The 20,905-nt window shown below is 43.0% G+C and carries 13 protein-coding genes; 10 read left to right on the top strand and 3 right to left on the bottom strand.

Annotated elements, in window-relative coordinates; all coding sequences use genetic code 11:
* Nucleotides 1-88: 88 nt before the first annotated feature.
* Nucleotides 89-661: a CoA pyrophosphatase gene (locus Q4561_RS02425; protein WP_303457358.1), complete on the bottom strand. Its 573-nt coding sequence runs from the start codon at nucleotides 659-661 to the stop codon at nucleotides 89-91.
* On the bottom strand, nucleotides 648-2,258 hold the full coding sequence (gene pabB / locus Q4561_RS02420) for an aminodeoxychorismate synthase component I (RefSeq protein WP_303457356.1): 1,611 nt from the start codon (nucleotides 2,256-2,258) through the stop codon (nucleotides 648-650). The genes Q4561_RS02425 and pabB overlap by 14 nt, the downstream gene beginning before the upstream one ends.
* Before the next feature lie 164 nt (nucleotides 2,259-2,422).
* On the opposite strand from pabB, the gene Q4561_RS02415 reads away from it, so the two are divergent.
* Nucleotides 2,423-3,952, top strand: coding sequence for a fumarate hydratase (locus Q4561_RS02415; RefSeq protein ID WP_303457354.1), 1,530 nt, complete (start codon nucleotides 2,423-2,425; stop codon nucleotides 3,950-3,952).
* 83 nt (nucleotides 3,953-4,035) lie between these two features.
* Complete coding sequence (gene rmuC, locus Q4561_RS02410) at nucleotides 4,036-5,427, top strand: DNA recombination protein RmuC (protein ID WP_303457353.1); 1,392 nt, start codon at nucleotides 4,036-4,038, stop codon at nucleotides 5,425-5,427.
* A gap of 251 nt (nucleotides 5,428-5,678) precedes the next feature.
* On the opposite strand, the gene Q4561_RS02405 is transcribed toward rmuC, so the two are convergent.
* Entirely contained in the window at nucleotides 5,679-10,562 is a 4,884-nt protein-coding gene (locus Q4561_RS02405) for a S8 family serine peptidase (RefSeq protein ID WP_303457351.1), read from the bottom strand.
* Nucleotides 10,563-11,075: 513 nt separating this feature from the next.
* Here Q4561_RS02405 and Q4561_RS02400 point away from each other — a divergent pair.
* The 8 genes from Q4561_RS02400 (at nucleotide 11,076) to Q4561_RS02365 (ending at nucleotide 20,873) form a co-directional block, all read left to right on the top strand.
* Nucleotides 11,076-12,263, top strand: a complete 1,188-nt coding sequence (locus Q4561_RS02400) for a thiamine pyrophosphate-dependent dehydrogenase E1 component subunit alpha (protein ID WP_303457349.1) — start codon at nucleotides 11,076-11,078, stop codon at nucleotides 12,261-12,263.
* Nucleotides 12,263-13,240: an alpha-ketoacid dehydrogenase subunit beta gene (locus Q4561_RS02395; protein ID WP_303457348.1), complete on the top strand. Its 978-nt coding sequence runs from the start codon at nucleotides 12,263-12,265 to the stop codon at nucleotides 13,238-13,240. The genes Q4561_RS02400 and Q4561_RS02395 overlap by 1 nt, the downstream gene beginning before the upstream one ends.
* Nucleotides 13,241-13,255: 15 nt before the next feature.
* Complete coding sequence (locus Q4561_RS02390; RefSeq protein ID WP_303457347.1) at nucleotides 13,256-14,686, top strand: 2-oxo acid dehydrogenase subunit E2; 1,431 nt, start codon at nucleotides 13,256-13,258, stop codon at nucleotides 14,684-14,686.
* 158 nt (nucleotides 14,687-14,844) lie between these two features.
* Entirely contained in the window at nucleotides 14,845-15,696 is an 852-nt protein-coding gene (locus Q4561_RS02385) for a 23S rRNA (adenine(2030)-N(6))-methyltransferase RlmJ (protein ID WP_303457346.1), read from the top strand.
* Nucleotides 15,697-15,863: 167 nt separating this feature from the next.
* The gene (locus Q4561_RS02380; protein ID WP_303457345.1) at nucleotides 15,864-17,807 is read left to right on the top strand and encodes a phosphotransferase; all 1,944 of its coding nucleotides are present in this window, start codon (nucleotides 15,864-15,866) and stop codon (nucleotides 17,805-17,807) included.
* Entirely contained in the window at nucleotides 17,794-18,660 is an 867-nt protein-coding gene (tesB, locus tag Q4561_RS02375; RefSeq protein WP_303457344.1) for an acyl-CoA thioesterase II, read from the top strand. The genes Q4561_RS02380 and tesB overlap by 14 nt, the downstream gene beginning before the upstream one ends.
* Before the next feature lie 106 nt (nucleotides 18,661-18,766).
* Entirely contained in the window at nucleotides 18,767-19,285 is a 519-nt protein-coding gene (locus tag Q4561_RS02370) for a gamma carbonic anhydrase family protein (protein ID WP_303457343.1), read from the top strand.
* 466 nt (nucleotides 19,286-19,751) lie between these two features.
* Nucleotides 19,752-20,873: an alanine--glyoxylate aminotransferase family protein gene (locus Q4561_RS02365; RefSeq protein ID WP_303457341.1), complete on the top strand. Its 1,122-nt coding sequence runs from the start codon at nucleotides 19,752-19,754 to the stop codon at nucleotides 20,871-20,873.
* Nucleotides 20,874-20,905: the final 32 nt, after the last annotated feature.

The following is a 20,905-nucleotide window of genomic DNA, read 5'->3' as shown; positions in this document are numbered from 1 at the left end:
AAGCTAATCAATTGATTAGAATTGCTAATGTAGCGTAAAGATATATTTAACGGTGAAGGAGGGCAGGCGTAATTAAAAGGAGATAAACTTAAGGGTGAATATGGTGAGATAGGTTACGTAATATGGCTGCGGTAGCGCCCCAAATCATATGTTCGTTCCAGGGTATAAAGTAGATTGGCGAAGAGCGTTTTCCTTTACGTGCAGTATGTATAAGATGATTTTTCCGGTCTAGTACATGCGCTAGCGGTACTTCAAATGCACTTTCTACTTCGTTAGGATCGATAACAGGTGTAAAGTTTGGTTCTACAAAACCTACTACCGGCGCTATTTGATAGCCGCTAACCGTTCTGTAGCTTGGTAAAACACCTAAAATTTCCACGTTTTCATAAGGCATGCCAATTTCTTCGTTGGCCTCACGAAGGGCGGCGTCGAACACACTGTTATCCACTTCATCTACCGCACCACCCGGAAAACTTACTTGGCCTGGATGATGACGTAAATGATGCGCTCGTTCTGTTAATAACACCGTGAGCTCGTTGCCGTAATCCATTAAGGGAATTAATACCGCAGCGGGACGACCTCTAGACTTAAGCGGATAGTCAGGCTCTCTGTGGGTTTGGCGCAAATGATGAAATTGGCGTAGGAAATCAGTTCTGTTCACAGTCAACTCCAAAACGGGAGGATAGAACAGGCAGAATTTTCGACACTTTATCCAAGGTTTCTTTGTACTCTTCGCTAGCCACTGAATCTAAAACAATACCACCACCAGCCCAGCAATGCAGCAGGTTATTCTCGGCAAGAAGAGTACGAATACAAATGCTCGAGTCCATGTCTTCTCGAAAACCCATATAGAAAATACTGCCGCAGTAAATATTGCGTCTGTGAACCTCAAGCTCGTCGATAATTTCCATGGCCCTAATTTTGGGGGCGCCAGTAATAGAGCCGCCAGGAAATGACGACGCAAGTAGGTCGAGCGGTGTAGCGTTTTCACTTAATTCGCCAACCACAGTACTGACCAAATGATGTACCGCTTCGTAGCTTTCTAGCGCAAACAATTCAGGTACCTTTACCGAATGAGGCTTACAGTGTTTCGATAAATCATTGCGAAGTAAATCTACAATCATAAGGTTTTCAGCGCGATCTTTCGGTGCATCAAGCAGCGACTGTGCACTGTTATCATCTTCCGCTTTATCTGCAAAACGTGGGCGAGTGCCTTTAATGGGCTTAGTTTCCACTACGCCATTTTTAACACTTATAAACCGTTCGGGAGATATACTTAAAATTGTACTGTTTTCTAGTTGGATATAGGCGGAAAACGGCGCTTGATTGCTTTGACGTAGTGCACAGTAGGCAGGCCAGCAATCACCTGAATATGGAGCAGTAAAGCGCTGCGCCATATTCACTTGATAACAGTCACCCGCAATCAAATAGCGGTGAATTTTTTCTATACAAGTAAGGTAGGCGTCTTTAGTTAAATTAGACTGCCAATCACCGGTTAATGAAAAAGGGGTTTTATATGTATCTTCACCTTGCGCTTCTTTAACATCTTTGGGGCTTTTAGCATCTTTGCCACCTTTGGCCGCTAAATTTATGTGGTCAGCAGCATCGGTATTGCCTATAAAACCAATAGTAGGTTGAGTAACAAAATAAGGCGGTGTTGTTTCGCCATTAGCGGAGCAAAAATAGATAACGCCTGTAACCGTATCTTCTATTAGTGAAGATAAGTAAAGGCCGACAGAAAAGTCTGGCGTGGAATAGGTGTTTGGCGTATTTTCCGGTAACTGCTCGTAATACCGACCTGTATCGTAACCTGCAAATCCTGCTACGCCCACAATGAAAGGCAGTTGTTTGGCTAGCGATTGGTACTGCTCGGGTATCTCAAGCTTTGCTACTGGATTATGAAGATACTGCTTTACGGCTTCAAAGGGCGCTAACCTAGTACTAAATGTCTCGCTACCTCTTTTATTACTATTACTTTTTATATCAGCTTCACTAACATCACTACTTGAATTATCACAGATACTATTACTAGCACAGTCACTATTAATTTTAACTTGAACGGCGCCGCCATGCTTAGCAGTAACCGTGGCGTGAGGTTCCCACACCATAATGTTGTAGCGACCATTGCTTTTCGTTGAACCACAGGTATCAAGTAAAACGGCCCCAGCTTTATGGGCTATTCCCTCGAAAATATCATTTAAGCAAAGGGAAGGTGTTGTGTTAATTGGCGTGATGGAAATTGTCGATGTCGCGGACATTAAAAACTAACTCTATACATCAAATTAAGAAGAATACTATTTGGTATGTAAGCTGCACTGCAGAACGTTCCCCATTTTTACATGGTACGGTGCCAACAGATGCGCTAGTATACGCTTTTTTAGCAGGCTAAGACCACGAAAGCAAAATAAAAAAAGAGGATGTCATGACCGTTATCCGCCAACAGGACTTCATTGATAGCATTGAAGATTCCCTACAGTTTATCTCTTACTACCATCCGCTCGACTACGTTAAAGCCGTAGAAGCAGCGTATAACCGCGAAGAAAGCCAAGCAGCCAAAGATGCGATGGCACAAATCCTTATCAACTCTAGAATGTCAGCCGAAGGCAAACGTCCTTTATGCCAAGACACAGGTATCGTTACTTGCTTCGTAAAAGTCGGTATGGGTGTCACGTGGGATAAAACCGACATGACCGTTCAGCAGATGGTTGATGAAGGTACTCGGCGCGCTTATCTAAACCCAGACAACCCGTTAAGGGCTTCTATTGTTGCCGATCCCGCTGGTGCACGAACCAACACGAAAGACAATACACCGTCTGTTGTGCACATTGATATGGTACCGGGTGAAAAGATTGAAGTGATGATTGCGGCCAAAGGCGGCGGTTCAGAAAACAAATCTAAAATGGTAATGCTTAACCCGAGCGATAACATTGCTGATTGGGTAGTGAAAACCTTACCGACTATGGGTGCAGGTTGGTGTCCACCAGGCATGTTGGGTATAGGTATTGGTGGTACAGCAGAAAAAGCCGCTGTACTCGCGAAAGAAAGCTTAATGGATCCGGTTGATATTCAAGAATTGATTGCTCGCGGTCCAGAAACCACAGATGAAAAATTACGTGTCGAAATTTTTGAGCGCGTAAACCAACTTGGTATCGGTGCACAGGGTTTAGGTGGTTTAACGACCGTAGTAGACGTAAAAATTATGTCTTTACCTACCCATGCTGCGTCTAAGCCTGTGGCTATGATCCCTAACTGTGCGGCAACCCGACATGCACATTTTCATTTAGATGGCTCAGGTCCTGCGGAACTTACGCCGCCTAAATTGGAAGATTGGCCAGAAGTAACGTGGGAAGTGAGTGAAAACACCCGTCGTGTTAACCTAAACGATGTTACTAAAGAAGACATTCAAGATTGGAAAGTAGGGGAAACCGTACTGCTTTCTGGAAAAATGTTGACCGGCCGTGATGCTGCACATAAGCGTATTCAAACTATGCTTGATAATGGTGAAGGCTTACCAGAAGGCGTAGACTTAACTAATCGCTTCATATATTACGTAGGCCCTGTAGATGCCGTTGGTGATGAGGTTGTTGGTCCAGCAGGTCCAACAACGGCAACACGTATGGATAAATTCACTGACATGATGTTAGAGAAAACAGGTCTTATCGGCATGATTGGTAAAGCTGAACGTGGTCCTGCAACGGTTAAATCTATTGCCAAGCATCAGTCAGTTTATTTAATGGCTGTAGGTGGCGCTGCGTATCTAGTTTCTAAAGCGATTAAAAAGTCACGAGTAGTGGCGTTTGAAGATTTAGGTATGGAAGCTATTTACGAATTTGACGTAGAAGATATGCCAGTGACAGTAGCGGTAGACAGCACGGGCGCAAACGCGCACGAAACAGGCCCAGCTATTTGGAAAGCAAAAATTGAAGATTTAGATAAAGCATTATCTAAATAATCATACATTTGTAGTTAAAACAGGTGCCAATGGCACCTGTTTTTGTTTATAGTGCTGTATAAATTAACAGTGCGCGTGTTTTTATGTATTCCATGTCTGAATTTTCTCCCTATATTGCAAATGCTGGTCTTCTTTTACTGGCGTTACTCTTTCTTATTTTACTCGTTATTGCCCGAAAGTCGTTAAAGCAGGCACGCCAGCTCGTCGATGAAAAAAGCGAAGCGTTATTGGTGCAGCAAAACAAATTTAATGAAAACCAAGAACGCATGGGCATGCTGGTTGAAAAGTCACGTCAATATGAGCAGCTATTAGCAGAGAAACATCAGCTTAGTGAAACCTCTGACCTACTGCAAAAAGAATACAGTAAGTTACAAGCGCAATACGAAGCGCAACGGGCAAGGCTCGATGCCCTTATGCAAAATCATGAGGAAAAGCTCGCGTTAATGCATTCATCAGAACAGCGTTTGCAAACTCAGTTTGAAAACTTAGCCAACAAAATTTTTGATGAAAAAAGTGCTACCTATCAAACTCAAAGCAAACACAATATAGAAGCCGTGTTGGCGCCATTTAAATCTCAGTTAGACGGCTTTAAACAACAAATATCAGAACAACATATTCGTGAAGGGCAAGAACGAGCATCGCTTAAAACAGAAATTTTAAGCTTAAAAGCGTTAAATCAACGCATAACAGAAGAAGCCTCTGCCTTAACGAACGCACTTAAAGGCGATAACAAAAAGCAAGGCAATTGGGGTGAGGTTATTTTAGAGCGCATCTTGAAAGAATCGGGTCTTCGCGAAGGTCATGAGTTTGAAACTCAAGTATCAGCGCAATCTGAACAGGGAAGGCGGTTGCAACCCGATGTTGTGGTGCATTTGCCTAACGATAAAGATGTGATCATCGATTCGAAGGTAAGCTTAGCAGCTTACGAGCAATATTTTAATTGTGATGATGATATTAGCCGTAAACAATTTTTAAGTGCTCACGTGGCCTCGATTAAAGGCCATATAAAAGGGCTAGGGGCCAAAGAGTATCAGTCACTTAAAGGGCTACGTACGTTAGATTATGTGTTGCTGTTCATTCCTATTGAACCCGCATTTTTACTAGCCATTGAAGAAGAACCCGATCTTGTCTCGCTTGCACTGAACCATAATATTATGTTGGTAAGCCCAACGAATCTGCTTGTGGCGCTGCGTACCATCAATAATATTTGGCAATACGAATATCAGAACCAAAACGCGCAGCTAATTGCAGCGCAAGCAGGAAAGCTTTACGACAAATTTGTGGGGTTTGTTTCTGATATTGAGAAGATTGGTAAGGCGTTAGATACCGCCCATGGCAGTTATGATGCAGCGATGAATAAGCTTTCAAGCGGGCGTGGAAATTTAGTAAGGCAAGTTGAGAAGTTCAGAGAAATGGGCGTGCAGCCTAACAAGCGGTTAGATGACACATTAACAAGATTGTCAGATGAAGAATAGTTAACGGTGTATACAAGCGTGTTTATAACACTGGCTATCTGACTCTGGGCTACAGCTTGGGTATAAATAGGTATAGCAGCTAGCGTTTAAGAGTTTAGGTTTAAAGGCTTTATAGTAACAAAGTATTAGGGTACGAGAGCATTAGTTTAGGAGAGCTTCAGGTTAACTATTGTATAACTGAAGATTTAAACATAAAAAAGGCCGCTTAATAGCGGCCTTTTTACGTTCAAACTAGGTTAAGCAAATAATGCTTACTTCGTTTTACGTCTACGTAAGTATAGAACTGGAACAAGCAACAATGTTAACCAACCCATTGATGCACCTTTCTTATCTTTAACCGTTACCGTCACCGTTTCTGTTGATGTATTAAGTCCATCAAATGCAACTACTTCAAACGTTACCGTTGTAGTGCTGCCAGTTTTAGGTGCTGTAGTGGTTAAGCTAGCGCCAGGGATATCATTGATAGTGAATGTAACATCATCACCTTCAGGGTCGGCTGCTGAAGCAGTAACCGTGATTGAGTCACCTTCAAAGGCACTTACTGGCGCAGAGATACTAATAACAGGTGGAAGATTATCTTTTACTGTTACATTAGCCGTGGCCATTGTTGTATTACCGTTACTATCAGTAGCAGTAAGCTCAAGCACAATTAGCGTATCTTCTGTTACTTCAGGAGCAACCAAGATAGCTTCTGCAATGCCTGCGCCTGCTATGATAGCAGCTGGCCCTTCAACTTGTTTCCAAGTGATGTCTACAGCGTCACCGTTAGGCTCTTCAACTAGACCAGGTAAATCCAACTCTGTCAGTTCAACAACTTCAAGGGTAGCAACAGTCATACCATCGATAGTAACCACTGGCGGACCTTCAACTTGCAAACCTTCGTAAGTTTCAGATACTGCAGTTGTCGCACCTTCGATGTTAGTCACTTCAGACATAGCAATCATTTGAATTGCACCACCAGCATCATCAGCATCTACCGTAACGGTGAAAGCTAATTGAGTAGGTGTATCTGCTACATCATTTAGGTACATACAAATCTGTGTACCTGACACAATGTCGGTTTCGAAGTCGGAATCAACGGTGTCATCGTAGTAGGCTGAGTAGTATGGTGTCTTACCAGTAGTACCATTGGCATCTTCATAACCAATACTAACTGGGAGTTCGCCGCCTAAGTCTTGTACAACGTTGTCGTAAGAAAATACGATGTTTGGCTCGCCCTCAGCCGGAGCATTAATGAAAACGATTTGATAATCTGCAATATCAGCGAATGCTTCGCCAAGACCCCAGTATCTCATGTTATCCCATTCAATAATGGTATACCCAGTGCCAGCATTAGCTACTGATAGTGTTGCACCATTAGCCACATCGAACTCTTGGTCACGCCATAGTGGTGCGATAACACCATTTGGAATTGCGACGTTTGGCATATCTTGGTTTACCCAAGGTGAAGAGATCGCATTACCAATGGTAACAAAACCATCATCAGTGACTGTTACTGCATCATACATAGTACCTAAGAAGTAAGCAGATACTGAATATGTACCATCTACCGTGTCACCATCCATTGAATCATCAATACCAACACTTAAACTCGCTAGATCGAGGTATCCGCTTCCCTGACCAAAGTTAGGGTTTCCGCAGAACTCATCCGTTGCGTTAGAGGTAATGGTATAGTCTGGTACAACGCCAAGTAACGATTCTTGAGTAAGTGTCCAAGAAAGGGTGTTTTCAGTTACAACACCCTCGTGTGACACTGAACCATCAACAAGGGTAACGTTATCAGGCAGTGTTAAAGATACCTCATAGTCGCGGTCTTCCGTTGTAAAGTTTGGAAGTACGTTGACATAGAAAGTCGCTTCTTCGCCTGGTAATACTCGCTCTTCAGATTCGGCAGTAACAAAAACATCATCCTCTGCACGAATAATATCAACAGGAATAACACCTAGGTTATCTGCATTCTCAGCATCAGTACCTAATGAAACAGCACCAATGTAAAGATCGCCTTCAACACCGTCGGTTAAATCCCATGTGAAGCGCACGTCAAACTCTGTTAGCTGAGGAATAGCTGCAGGAGCATCTATAGTTAAGCCTTCACCTGCTTGATCATCAACCATCGCGTGTGCAAGTACGAAACTATCTTCAAAACCTTCTTCATCAGATGATGCAGCCCAGTTTTGAACAATCAACCAGTAACTACCAGCCGTTGGCATTTCAACACTAACGTACTCTTCAGAGGTTGCTGTGGCGCTTATACCAATAAGCTCGTCTTCTTGCACGATACCATCAGCATTTGCATCAAATACAACACGTAAATCAAGATCTGGTGACGTAGTGTCCATGGTAGCAGCGACTAGACGAAGAGTACCTTCAGGTACTTCAATCTGAGTAATGTGCAATCCATCTTCTAAATCATCAAGGTAATCACTGTTATCTGAATCTTGAGCAATCGTACCTTCTACTTTAGTGGCTTTAGTTAAGCCATAAGAAGTAACTTGAAGATCCGTAATTTCAACGGCCATTACATCTTCAATCAAGTACGAGTCTTGATTACGATGTGCTTCAAATTCAATTTCATCAGGTAAGTTACCGTTTGATGCAACGATTGAAACAGGAAGGTGTAGATCAGGAGACGAACTAGATACTAAGTTTACTTGACCAAATGACCAAATATCACTTTCTGCTTGGAAAGCTTCAATCTCAATAGTTAACTGTTGAGATTGACCGGCAGTTAAGTCGAAAGTAGCTGGAGTAATGGTAATTTCAACACCATCTGAAATTCCAACACCTTCTGCAGACCAAGAGCCATCTTTTGTAGCCGTAACCGTACGTGTCCAAGTACATGTACCTACACAGTTATCATCTGTAACTGAAGGTAGGTTAAGTGTACGCGGCTCACCACCAAGCGCTGGATCAGCAGCGGCATAATTTGCGTCTGTCTCATCCATTACTAGACCAGATTGAACGGCGAGGTCTACTTCGATACGACCTGCACCCATGTCAAACCAATCAGCGGCGGTAACACCATCTTCTTTAACAACGTCGGTTGTGGCCGTCATCATTAATGCAGAACGCACTTGATCTGGTGTCCATGCTGGTTTCTCATGACGTACTAGTGCAGCAGCACCAGCAACATGAGGGCCCGACATAGAGGTACCTTGAAGATAAGCATAATCAGCTGGGGCTGAACCAGTAAATTCTTGACCATACTGTTCATCAGAATAAGCAGCATAAATGCTAACACCAGGGGCTGTGACCGATGGCGTTAATGTGCTGATGGATGTATTAGGACCACGTGAAGAGAACTCAGCCATAACATCAGCCGCGTCATCATCCACTGTTAGTATGCCTTCAGATGCAGTAATTGTCGCCGTATGGCCTTCGCCTTCGGCTAACCAAGCACGCAGCATATCACCGTCAGTAGAATCAACATGAATACCTGGAATAACATAAGCATCGTTGTCTACAGAGGTTGCACCGTCGGCAAGGTTCGCTAGAACATAACCTGCAGCACCACCATCAGCTACGTTTGAAGCTTTTTGTACACGCGCGATAGTACCACGGTCACATACAACGATTTCACCCGCAAAGGTGCCTTCAGGGAAGGGCTCTAAACACTGTGCTGGGTCGCCATCAGGATCATTTGCGTTAGTATAATCACCAGCGTAAACAATTGATGCTGTAACTGCTCCAGAATTACTCTTACCATCAAATGCGCCTAAATCTGTAGCGCCGCCAGTAAAAGATATTTCTTTATCATACTCTACGCTTCGACCGTGAGTTGAAGCAGCAACTACAGTAATCCATGGTGCGTGTTTTTCTGTGGTTTCTGGATCTGGACCACTGTTACCTGCAGATTGAGCAATGAAAATACCAGAGTTACGTGCATTCAACCATGCTGCGTTAAGCGAACCACTCCAAGGGTAGCCACCGCCAGAAATTGAGAAGTTGATAACATCTACAATTCCAGATGCTACGGCATCATCTACCGCTGCTACCATGGCTGCACCGGTACAACCTGCATAGGTGTCACCAGTATTGCCCGGCTGACACACTTGGTAAGAAATAATATTTGAATGCGGAGCTACACCAGAAATTTGACCAAAAGTAAAACCAGTTGCAACACCGTCACTTTCATTTACGTCAAATTCAACGGTAACTTCGTTTACATCGGTAAGTATGTTACCCGCTGCAGTACTGGCGGTGTGTGAACCATGACCATTGTAATCTTCACCATCGCGCATAGTCCCGTCTTGAGGGAAGATGGTGTCGTCTGTGTATACATCAGTAATTGAAGGGTAGCTGTAAATACCGATTAGTTTATCGTTACAACGCACTTCTGCTTCAACCGCACATTCACCTAAGTAAACATCCGCGCCAAGAGGGTTAGTGTGGTCGTAACCATCACCGCCTACGTCAGCGAAAGAAGGGTGATCACTGTTAATACCTGTATCTAAAACAGCAACAACAACGCCTTCACCTTGACGACCAACACCGCTGTCATTTGCAGAGCCGTCCCAAACTTCTGGCGCGCCAATAAGAATAGGGCCGGTATCAGTATCAAGTTGATACACTTGGTCTCGTTCAACGTTTTTAACACCAGGCAGACGAGCTATGGTTTCTGCCTCAGCTGGCGTCACTTTTATCGCAATTGCGTTTAGTGCATATTTGTATTCTGCTACCTTGTTCAAACCGCCTACAGCAGACTCTGCTTTCGCAATGACTTCGGCTTGTTTTTTCTCAAGGTAGGAAGTGTAAGCTTTAACTTCAGGTAACGAAGCGTCTAAACGCTTGCTAGCAGACTGTGTTGAAGTGGTAACTGCAACTTGCTTGGTAAGTTGAGGGTTAGTAGCTTCTAAACCTTCAATACCACCGTCGTAGCTTGCTACGGCGTCGTCTGAAAGGTGTACAAAATAAATATAATCTTTATTTTCGAGTCCTTTCTCTGCGGTGTAGAGTGTTTTTGGTGTGGTAACCGATTTAGTGTTCTTGTATTTATTTACCGATGTCGCAGTAACTGCTTTAAGTTGATCAACAGTTAAAGTAAACGATTCGGTTGCAGATGATAGCTCTGCAGCAGAATGCATGGACATCGACATTAGTGCAGCAGATACAGCTAACGTCACTTTATTATTCACAGGTAACCTCCGTCGGCCTGTTTTTGGGATTTTCCCTGGATGGATGAAATTTCTTATTTTTATTGGCTTTATTGATCCAATTTTTATCTGTCATAACCATGACCTTAATATTTCTAGCACATATTTTTTCACTTTGTAATGAATATTAAACATTAATATGAATTACACATGTTGTTACATTTAGACATATTTTTTAATTTGAAATTAGTTAAAAAAAGGGTGCCGGATTTGGTCTTTCCTAGCGACTTTATTGAGCTTCCTGCGCAAACCTTCATCAATAGCTACATTATATTCACAGTAATCATATTTATATTTATCTTCTCATTAGCATCGATTTAACATCGTCGTTGTTTTTTAGGATATTAATACCGCTAAAAGTGAATATTGGAATTTTCTATCATCTTTAGATGAAAAAGCCCTGCCTAAATAGCACAACGCCATCAAGGCACTTCTACTAGCATAGATAACATAGCAATCTCGCTTTCGAATCCTTCAAATTGCAGGGAGATTAATGTGAAAGATAGAAATCACCTCGGAAAAATTAAAACTACAAATAAGGTTGAGATTATCGGTAATGGAATAGTTGATATTCCCATGCTGCAATTACTTAAACCCGATGGGAATGTGCATGAAAAAGCTACCATTCCCGAGCTAGATAAAACACTGGCGTTAAAGATATATGACACCATGGAATACATCAGAATTCTTGATGAGCGGATGGTGGCAGCGCAGCGCCAAGGCAGAATTAGCTTTTATTTAGCGAGCACGGGTGAAGAGGCTGCTGCGGTAGCTAGCGCAGCGGCATTATCACCAAACGATATGATCATGAGCCAGTATCGCGAGCAAGGTGCGTTAGCTTTTAGAGGCTACACTACTGATCAATTTATGAATCAGATGTTTAGCAACAAAGCCGACCCTAATAAAGGTCGTCAAATGCCTATTCATTATGGTGATAAGGCGCTTAATTTTATGACCATTTCGTCACCGCTGGGCACGCAAATACCGCAAGCATCTGGGTATGCCTATGGGCAAAAAATGTCAGGTAACGAAGCTGTTACTATTTGCTATTTCGGTGAGGGTGCAGCTTCTGAAGGCGATTTTCACGCTGGCTTGAATATGGCCGCGGTGCTTAACTGCCCAGTCATCTTTTTCTGTCGTAATAATGGATATGCTATTTCAACGCCATCAGAAGAGCAATTTGCTGGTGATGGCATTGCATCACGTGGAATAGGCTACGGGGTTAAAACGATTCGCGTAGATGGAAACGACCCCCTTGCCGTGTATGCAGCTACGGAAGAAGCCCGCCGTATAGCGCTAGCAGAAATGTGCCCAGTATTAATTGAAGCCATGACTTACCGACTGGCTGCCCATTCTACCTCTGACGATCCAACGGGCTATCGCTCTAAAGATGAAGAGGACAAATGGCGCGCTAAAGATCCTATTGCTCGAATGGCGAAATGGCTTACTCACAAAGACTGGTTTGATGAGAAGCAAAACCGAGCCAAAGTGGATAAGGCCCGCCAGGATGTACTAGCTGCACTTAAAGTCAGTGAAACTGTGCCCATTTGTGGCATAGATGAAATTGTGGAAGACGTGTACGACAGTGTGCCTTGGCATCTACAAGACCAATTAACATCCTTAAAAGCACATATTAAACAATATCCTAAAAAATATCCTAAAACGTCTGGGAGTATTAGTTAATGGCTAAAATGAATTTACTACAGGCAATTAATAACGCACTAATTACCGCTATGACAGCAGAAGAAAAAGTGATGGTGTTCGGCGAAGATGTTGGCCACTTTGGTGGTGTATTTAGAGCCACCAGCCACCTGCAAGAAAAATTCGGTAAGGGACGTTGTTTTAATACGCCCCTTACCGAGCAGGGCATTATTGGTTTTGCAAACGGCCTTGCATCACAAGGGTCTTATCCAGTCGCTGAAATTCAATTTGGTGATTATATTTTTCCTGCTTTTGATCAAATCGTAAATGAAACTGCGAAGTGGCGTTATCGTTCTGGCGGACAGTTCGATGTGGGCGGCCTTACTATTCGTACGCCATACGGCGGTGGCATTTCAGGTGGTCATTACCACAGCCAATCGCCTGAGGCATTTTTCGCCCACTGTGCAGGCTTAAAAGTGGTTATTCCCCGCGACCCTTATCAAGCTAAAGGTCTGCTTCTAGCCTCTATTCGTGATAAAAACCCGGTGCTTTTTCTTGAGCCAAAGCGTTTATATCGTGCGTCTATTGCTGATGTACCGGAAGACGATTATGAACTGCCTATCGGTAAAGCTGATTTAGTCCAAGAGGGTACCGACATCACCTTACTAGGGTGGGGCGCCCAAATAGAGATATTGCAAAAAGCGGCAGAAATGTCGTTAGAAGATGGGGTGTCTTGTGAAATTATAGACTTACGTTCAATTTTACCTTGGGACGCTGACGCGGTATCCAATTCGGTAATGAAAACAGGTCGATTACTGATTAATCATGAAGCGCCACTCACCGGCGGCTTTGCTAGTGAAATTGCGGCCACTATTCAGGAAAAATGCTTCTTATATTTAGAAGCGCCTATTAGTCGGGTTTGCGGTTTAGATACCCCATATCCACTGGCGCACGAAACTGAATACATGCCTGATGAAACCAAAACTTACGAAGCCATTAAGCGCTCGCTACATTATTAATAGGAGGCCAATAATATGAATATTGATTTTATCTTACCGGATATTGGCGAAGGTATTGTTGAGTGCGAAATCGTTAAATGGAACGTTAAGGAAGGTGATGTAATTGCTGAAGACCAAAGCGTGGTTGAAGTGATGACAGATAAGGCAGTGGTAGAAATTCCTGCTAAGCATTCAGGTACAGTACATAAGCTTTATTACAAGCAAGGGGATATTGCACAAGTACATAGCCCATTGTTTGCTCTTCATGCGAGTGACCACATCAGCGATGCTGATTTTGATGGGGGGGCCTCTGGGAATAGCCACTCTGAGCACTATAACTCGGAGAACCATAACTCTGAACATAGTCGCTCTGACAATCAAAGTTCAAAGCCTCACAGCTCTGATGATTCATCTTCTAATAAAGCAGATACTCAAGCGACTGAACTAGCGTCGAATACCAGTACAAACATAGATGTCCAACCTGATGCGAACGTCAATGATAAGTGGCAGGATGGTGATTTCGACCCCCCCATTACAATACCTGGTAAGGTGTTAGCGAGCCCTGCGGTAAGACGGATTGCCAGAGAACATGAGATAGATTTGCAAGCTGTTTCAGGCAGCGGTAAAAAAGGCCGTATTCTAAAACATGATGTCAGCAGTGTTAGCAGCCAAAACAAAGCCAATACCAGTTCATATACACCTTCATCTACGAATGGAGTAAATAGTGGGGCGTGCGCTTCAATTAAAAACCCTGCAAGTGAATCTAGCTATACGGAAAAAGTTCGAGGCATTCGGGCGGCTATGGCAAAACAAATGGTAGCGTCTGTGAATACCATTCCACACTTTACGGTGAGTGATGAAGTAAGAATGGACAAGCTTATTGCGTTGCGACAATCACTAAAACCTATGTTTGAAGCAAAAGGAATAAAGCTCAGTTTTATGCCGTTCTTTGTGAAAGCATTATCGCTGGCGTTAAAAGAATTCCCAATTATTAATAGTCAGTTAAATGACGATGGCTCAGAGCTTACGTATTTTAACCACCACAATATTGGCTTTGCTGTTGATGCAAAAATTGGCTTATTAGTGCCCAATGTGAAAGGGGTGGAAAACCTATCTTTGTTTGAAATAGCGCAGCAAATGCATACCACCATTGAGCAGGCTCGAGAAGGAAAGCTCGGTGGTGAGGTCCTAAAAGGTGGCACCATCAGTATTTCTAATATAGGCGCCATTGGCGGTATTAACGCTACGCCGGTTATCAACAAACCTGAAGCGGCTATTGTAGCGCTAGGCAAGACCCAAAAGCTTCCTCGCTTTGCAGATGATGGTAGTGTTGAAGCGCATCACCTTATGACGGTGAATTGGTCTGGCGATCATCGCATTATTGATGGGGCCACTATGGTGCGTTTTAATAACTTGTGGTCTAGTTTCTTAGAAGAGCCGTCAACCATGTTAATGCATTTGAAATAACACAAGCGTTTAACATGCAGTGCGGTGCTTTATAGCCTTATTAGCGCTATTTATAGGTCACCGTGCTGTCAGGCTTGTGTGAATGTTACACCAAGCGTTATTATTGGCAGCTGAATTACATAATCCTGCGCAATTTGCGCCCTTACTAATGGTATATCGTGCTTAGCTATCAACATGCATTTCATGCCGGCAACCACGCCGACGTTATTAAACACCTTTGTTGGATGGGCGTTATAAACCATCTTAAGAAGAAGAATAAGCCTTTTACGCTTTATGATACTCATAGTGGCGCAGGGCTTTATCAACTTGACGACGAACTCGCCGCTAAAAATAAAGAGTATGAGTCTGGTGTTGATAAAATTGCCACAATTTCGGCAAGTTCTCCTTTGTTGCAAGCATACTTATCGCTGTGTAACGAATTTTTAAGTGTTAAGCAGTACCCTGGGTCGCCGGCCATTAGTGCAAAGTTAAAGCGTGAGATGGATGTTTTGCATCTTATGGAATTACATCCTGCTGAGCATGAAAAACTTGATGATGCCATGTGGAAAATGGGCGATGACCAAAGCCATGTTCATCATAGAGATGGATTTGAAGGATTAATTGCACTTACGCCCCCCGTACCTAATCGTGGTGCGGTATTGATAGACCCTCCTTATGAGCGCGCGTCTGAATACCAAGATGTTGTGAAAGCAGCCAAAAAAGTTTTGGCTCGTTGGCAACAAGCACAAATCGTCGTGTGGTATCCATTACTTTCAGAACGAGCGGGGGCTAAAAGTGGCGCCAGCCAACACATGTGCGAGACGCTGTCGGCACTAGGTAAGCCTTGCTTTACTATTGAGGTAACGGTTATGGAAAATACTGCCGATGCGGGTATGTATGGCTCAGGTTTATGTGTGATCAATCCTCCCTGGCAGCTTGATGTGATCATGAGCGAAGCGCTTGATGAAATAACACCGCTTTTAGGTGAGCAGGCTAGCTATAACTTGAACTGGCTCAGCTCTGATGACTAGCACTGAAGCTCAGTGTTAAATGATAGCTTTTAAGCCGAGTTATAAAGAAGGGCGCTGAAGATAAGCGCTGAATACAAATACAAAAGCGTAAATTTAAACCAGGCTCATTCATTAGAATTAGATGAATATAGAAACTGGGCTCATATAATAAGAGGTAGTCAATCGGCATGTCTCAGGTAAAAGGGTTAACGCATTTTTATATACCCGATGAACAATCGATTTATCTGCTCTCTCATGCCGATGCGAAAAAACTTAAAGACTGGGTGGCGTTATGTATAGAGCAGCTGGCGAGTTTAGGTTATCGCAACATATCGTTATTAGGAAAAGGGGCGTTTGGGTTTGCATTTGCAGGCACCGCCCCTAGCTTAAACGCCAGTTCAGGATCGGCTTCGATTCTAGAGAAAAACACTACCCTCAAACAAAAAGCAATTGTATCTCAAAACCAAAACAAGCAAGAGCTTGTGTTTAAATTCTCTCGAATAAATCTCCCTCAGCATGTACAAGAACGGCTTGAAGAAGAAGCCTTCATGTTGTCTCAAGTTTCACACCCTTATGTTCCTCCTTTAATTGAGTATCAGCAAATAGGTAAGCAGTCTATTTTAGTGATGGGGCGCGCGCCTGGCGACGATCTAGAAAAAGTGAGCCTAGCAAGAGGGCCGTTACCGCCAAGAGTCATTGTTAAAATTGCAGTTCAGCTCGGTGATGTGTTGCAGTGGTTTCGTAAGCACACCCAAAAAGGCAGTCCGAAACCTATTGTACATGGCGATATTAAACCATCTAACTTAGTGTGGGATGAATCTACAGAAAGCATTGGGCTTATTGATTGGGGCTCATCTGTGTTCGCGCAAATTGACGAAAGTGGCCAATACATCAGCAATAACGTGATGGATTTGATGTCCAGCGAGCTTCACCAAACTAACGCCCGATTAGGTGATGTATATTTCATAGGGGAAGAACAGCTAAACGGCGCATTGTCATCACCACGCTTCGATGAACAAGGAATGGCAAGTACTCTGTATGCATTAGCATCGGGACAGTCATGTCGATATGGCCATCATGTCATTCGTCCATCGTCTTTAGGACTGCCCAAAATGTTAGCGAGCATTTTAGAATACATGCTCAGTGACGATCCTAAGAAAAGGCAGCAGGGCGGAGATTACTTTTTCAATAACTTGCATGTGCTAAAGCAAATGGTATTTGCCGAAGACACTATGGCTAAATATGCACCCAGTATTCCTACTTGGATCACGCCAACCCAGGATGATATTGAAACCGTTGTGTACAGTTCGCGCAAATCTTATTTGCGCCAGCAATCCGCATTAGAAGACCCTTCGTTGCGGTACATCGATGATGCGCAATTTGATCGTTACTATAAAAACTTTTTACAAGGTATGGGCGATACCGAGAAAGCCTTTGTGTCGGCCATTAGTCGACTTGGCCGCTATCCAGTAGTAGGGGGCATGGCAATTCGTTGGGAGCCTAATGGCGTTTATGTAGATTCAAGTTTAAATTTACATGACGCTTCATTAAAAACTGCCTTTGAACTTGCGGTTAACAATGTGATTAATCTTGCACGCGCTATCCATAAGCCTGGGGTATTTAAGTGCTGTATGTTTAATGCTAAAAATACCCTGCATATTGAACGGGAAAATGAACGCGAAGCATTTATACCCACTTCACAGTGCATTATTCCCTTTGAACTGTCTCGAGCGTCTGTGGCACAAGATGAATCAAGAACCCATTCATATTTTGAAGATGGGGACGACCCTGATGAGTTACTAAAACTACCTAAATCTATTATTGTCATTATTAAAGAACTTAATACCATTCATCACACAGGGTGTATTATCTTTGAAGCGTTAAGCACCCATCTAAAAATTCACAGTTACTACACCTTGCTTAATCACAACGAGCAAGATAGGTTTGCTGAATTATTGGCAAATTTAGTCGCACTGGTGCCAACAATAAAAGGGTTAGGTATTTCAGGCTTTATGAAGTTACCCTATAAAGACACTCGTTTTTTTGAACACAGGGCGTATTTGCCAGAAAAATACTACCCAAGAAACCCGAACGCTGAGCAACAAGAGAAAGAAAAGCATGCCAGAGGTTAAATTATCTTCGTTATTTGAATTAGAAACCCTAGAAGCTGGGTTATATCGTGGTCAAAGTTGGGATTTAGGCTTCCGTGCATTATTTGGCGGTCAAGTATTAGGCCAAGCGTTAGCAGCTGCCTATGAAACCGTTGAAAAAGACCGTATTGCACACTCGTTCCATACTTATTTCTTACTTCCTGGTGATGCTAAAAAGCCAGTGGTCTACGACGTGGAAGTGGTACGTGATGGCCGCAGTTTTTCAGCTAGAAGAGTAAAAGCAATTCAAGATGGACGTAGCATTTTCTACATGACGGCGTCGTTTCAGTTGCCTGAAGAGGGGATGCACCATCAACAAGCCGATATGCCTGATGTACCTCCCCCGGAAGAAGTGCAGTCTGATATTGAATTTTATGAGAAAAACTTCGATAAAATTGCAAGGCCTATGCGAGAAGCATTAAGTTATCATCGCCCAGTAGATATTCGAACTATTGGCGCCGCAAACTCCTATCAGTCTGCTCGCCAACCCGCTAAACGTTATATTTGGATGAAAGCAAGGGATGAGCTTGCTCCTGCCATCACATTACATCAAGCGGCACTAGCCTATGCATCTGATTATCACTTTTTAAGTACGTCTTTGCAGCCCCATGGCATATCGGTTACTGACAAATCGCTGCGTATTGCTACTATCGATCATGCTATGTGGTTTCATCGCCCCGTTAATTTAAATGAATGGTTATTATACGTAATGGAAAGCCCGTTCAGTGGCGGAGCACGGGGATTGGTAAGAGGGCAGATTTTTACCCAACAAGGTGAGCTGGTGGCTTCAGCATCTCAAGAAGGGCTGATGAGACAAGTGAGTGATAAAAGTTAGGTGCATTAAATCGCAAGCGTTGTAGTTAGTTTTTAAGCAGTAGACTTCAAATATAAGATCCTATCAGGCTGTGTGAAATGCAGTTTAAGGTAAACAAGGAACGATTATGAAATATTCACTCGATAATTTGACGCCTAATTGTGATGTCACTAGTTATATTGCCCCTGGCGCTCATGTGATTGGTAATGTGTCATTACAGCCTCAAAGCAGTGTTTGGTTTAATGTAGTTATTCGCGGTGACATGGATGCTATTACAGTAGGTGAGCAAACGAATGTGCAAGACGGCAGTGTACTTCATACCGACACTGGCATTCCGCTTACGCTTGGAAAGGGCGTAACGGTCGGCCATAAAGTCATGTTACATGGTTGTACAGTCGGTGATTATTCGTTAATTGGAATTAACGCTGTAGTGTTAAACGGCGCAAAAATAGGCAAATACTGTATTATTGGCGCGAATGCGCTTATCACCGAAAATATGGTTATTCCTGACTACAGTCTTGTAGTGGGGTCACCGGGTAAAGTGGTAAAGCAACTTGATAGTAGTGTGGAAGAAAAACTACAGGCATCAGCGGCGCATTACGCTCACAATGCTAAACATTATCGCGAACACCTCGCCCCCTTATGAACTTCGCAGCCCTTGTATAGCGTGCGTTCGTACAACACTCCCCTATAAAAAATGCCCAGAACATAGGTTCTGGGCATAGGGGAATGGCTCATTGCTGAGCCGTGCGCTAACTATTGCAAGGGAGAAGTGCATGCAAATTCTTTAAACGGACACTAACTATAGTTCATATTTGTTCAATATATAAACTAAATAATGTGAATTTTATTTTACAGAAGGCCTATTCCGATTAAAATCAGAATAACTCCTGAATAATCATAGGCTTTATACTGGTCGGAGTTTCAAACTTTTTTTTCGTTATTTTACCCTCACGTAACACACTGGTTATCCACAATGTTATCAACTACAGATGAGTGATGTACTTGGCAATAGGCATTCATCTTGTTTATGTTCACAACAAGCTGTTGTGCCAAGTCATTAACATTGTAAGAATGCAGTCACGCTATTCTTATTTTTGTTAAGGACTATTATGCAAACGCATTCTACTTTTCTTCCGCCTGAGCGCACATTAATGGGCCCTGGTCCTTCAGATGTAAACCCTCGAATTCTGAACGCTATTGCCAGACCTACGGTTGGTCACTTAGACCCATTATTTATCGAGCTTATGGATGCAACTAAACAGTTGCTTCAGTATGCATTTAAAACTGAAAACCCGTTAACTATGCCAATTTCCGCGCCAGGATCTGCAGGCATGGAAGCATGCTTTGTAAATCTTGTTGAGCCAGGCGACAAAGTATTGGTATGTATCAATGGTGTCTTCGGTAACCGTATGGTGGAAAATGTTGAGCGCTGCGGCGGTCAGGCTATTGTGATCAATAACGATTGGGGTAAACAAACCGATCTTAATGCGGTTGAAGATGCTCTTAAGAAAGATGCTGATATAAAAGTTTTAGCCTTTGTACATGCAGAAACATCGACAGGTGTTAGAAATGATGCAAAGCGTTTGTGTGAACTAGCAAAACAATATAATTGTTTATCTATTGTAGATGCTGTTACCTCATTAGGTGGTATAGAGCTTGATGTAGACGGGTGGGGAATTGATGCAATTTATTCTGGATCGCAAAAATGCTTAAGCTGCGTACCAGGTATTTCTCCTGTGTCATTTAGTGAACGCGCTGTTCACGTTATTCAGAATCGTAAAACCAAAGTACAAAGCTGGTTTTTAGATATGAACTTGATTGTGGGCTACTGGGGTAAAGGCGCAAAACGTGCTTATCATCACACCGCACCAGTTAATAGTATGTACGCTTTTTATGAAGCCTTACTTATTTTAAAAGAAGAGGGCTTAGAGAATGCGTGGAAGCGACACCAAGCTGGCCATAATGAGCTGGTGGCAGGGTTAGAAGGCTTAGGGCTCTCGATGGCCGTAGATGCTGAATATCGTTTACCACAACTTAACGTGGTGAATATTCCTGATGGTGTTAACGATGCCGATGTGCGCGCTAGATTACTAAATGACTTTAATTTAGAAATTGGGGCTGGTTTAGGGGAGTTTGCAGGTAAAGTATGGCGTGTCGGCTTAATGGGTTATGCGTGTAAAGCTAGAAATATTGACCACTGCCTAACGTCATTACAAAAAGTATTGAAATAGAAAGTTGAAACAACATTAATTGTTAGCACTAC

The organism is Alteromonas sp. 1_MG-2023, assembly GCF_030547075.1.
Classification (GTDB): domain Bacteria; phylum Pseudomonadota; class Gammaproteobacteria; order Enterobacterales; family Alteromonadaceae; genus Alteromonas.
This window is presented reverse-complemented; position numbering and strand designations above follow the sequence as displayed.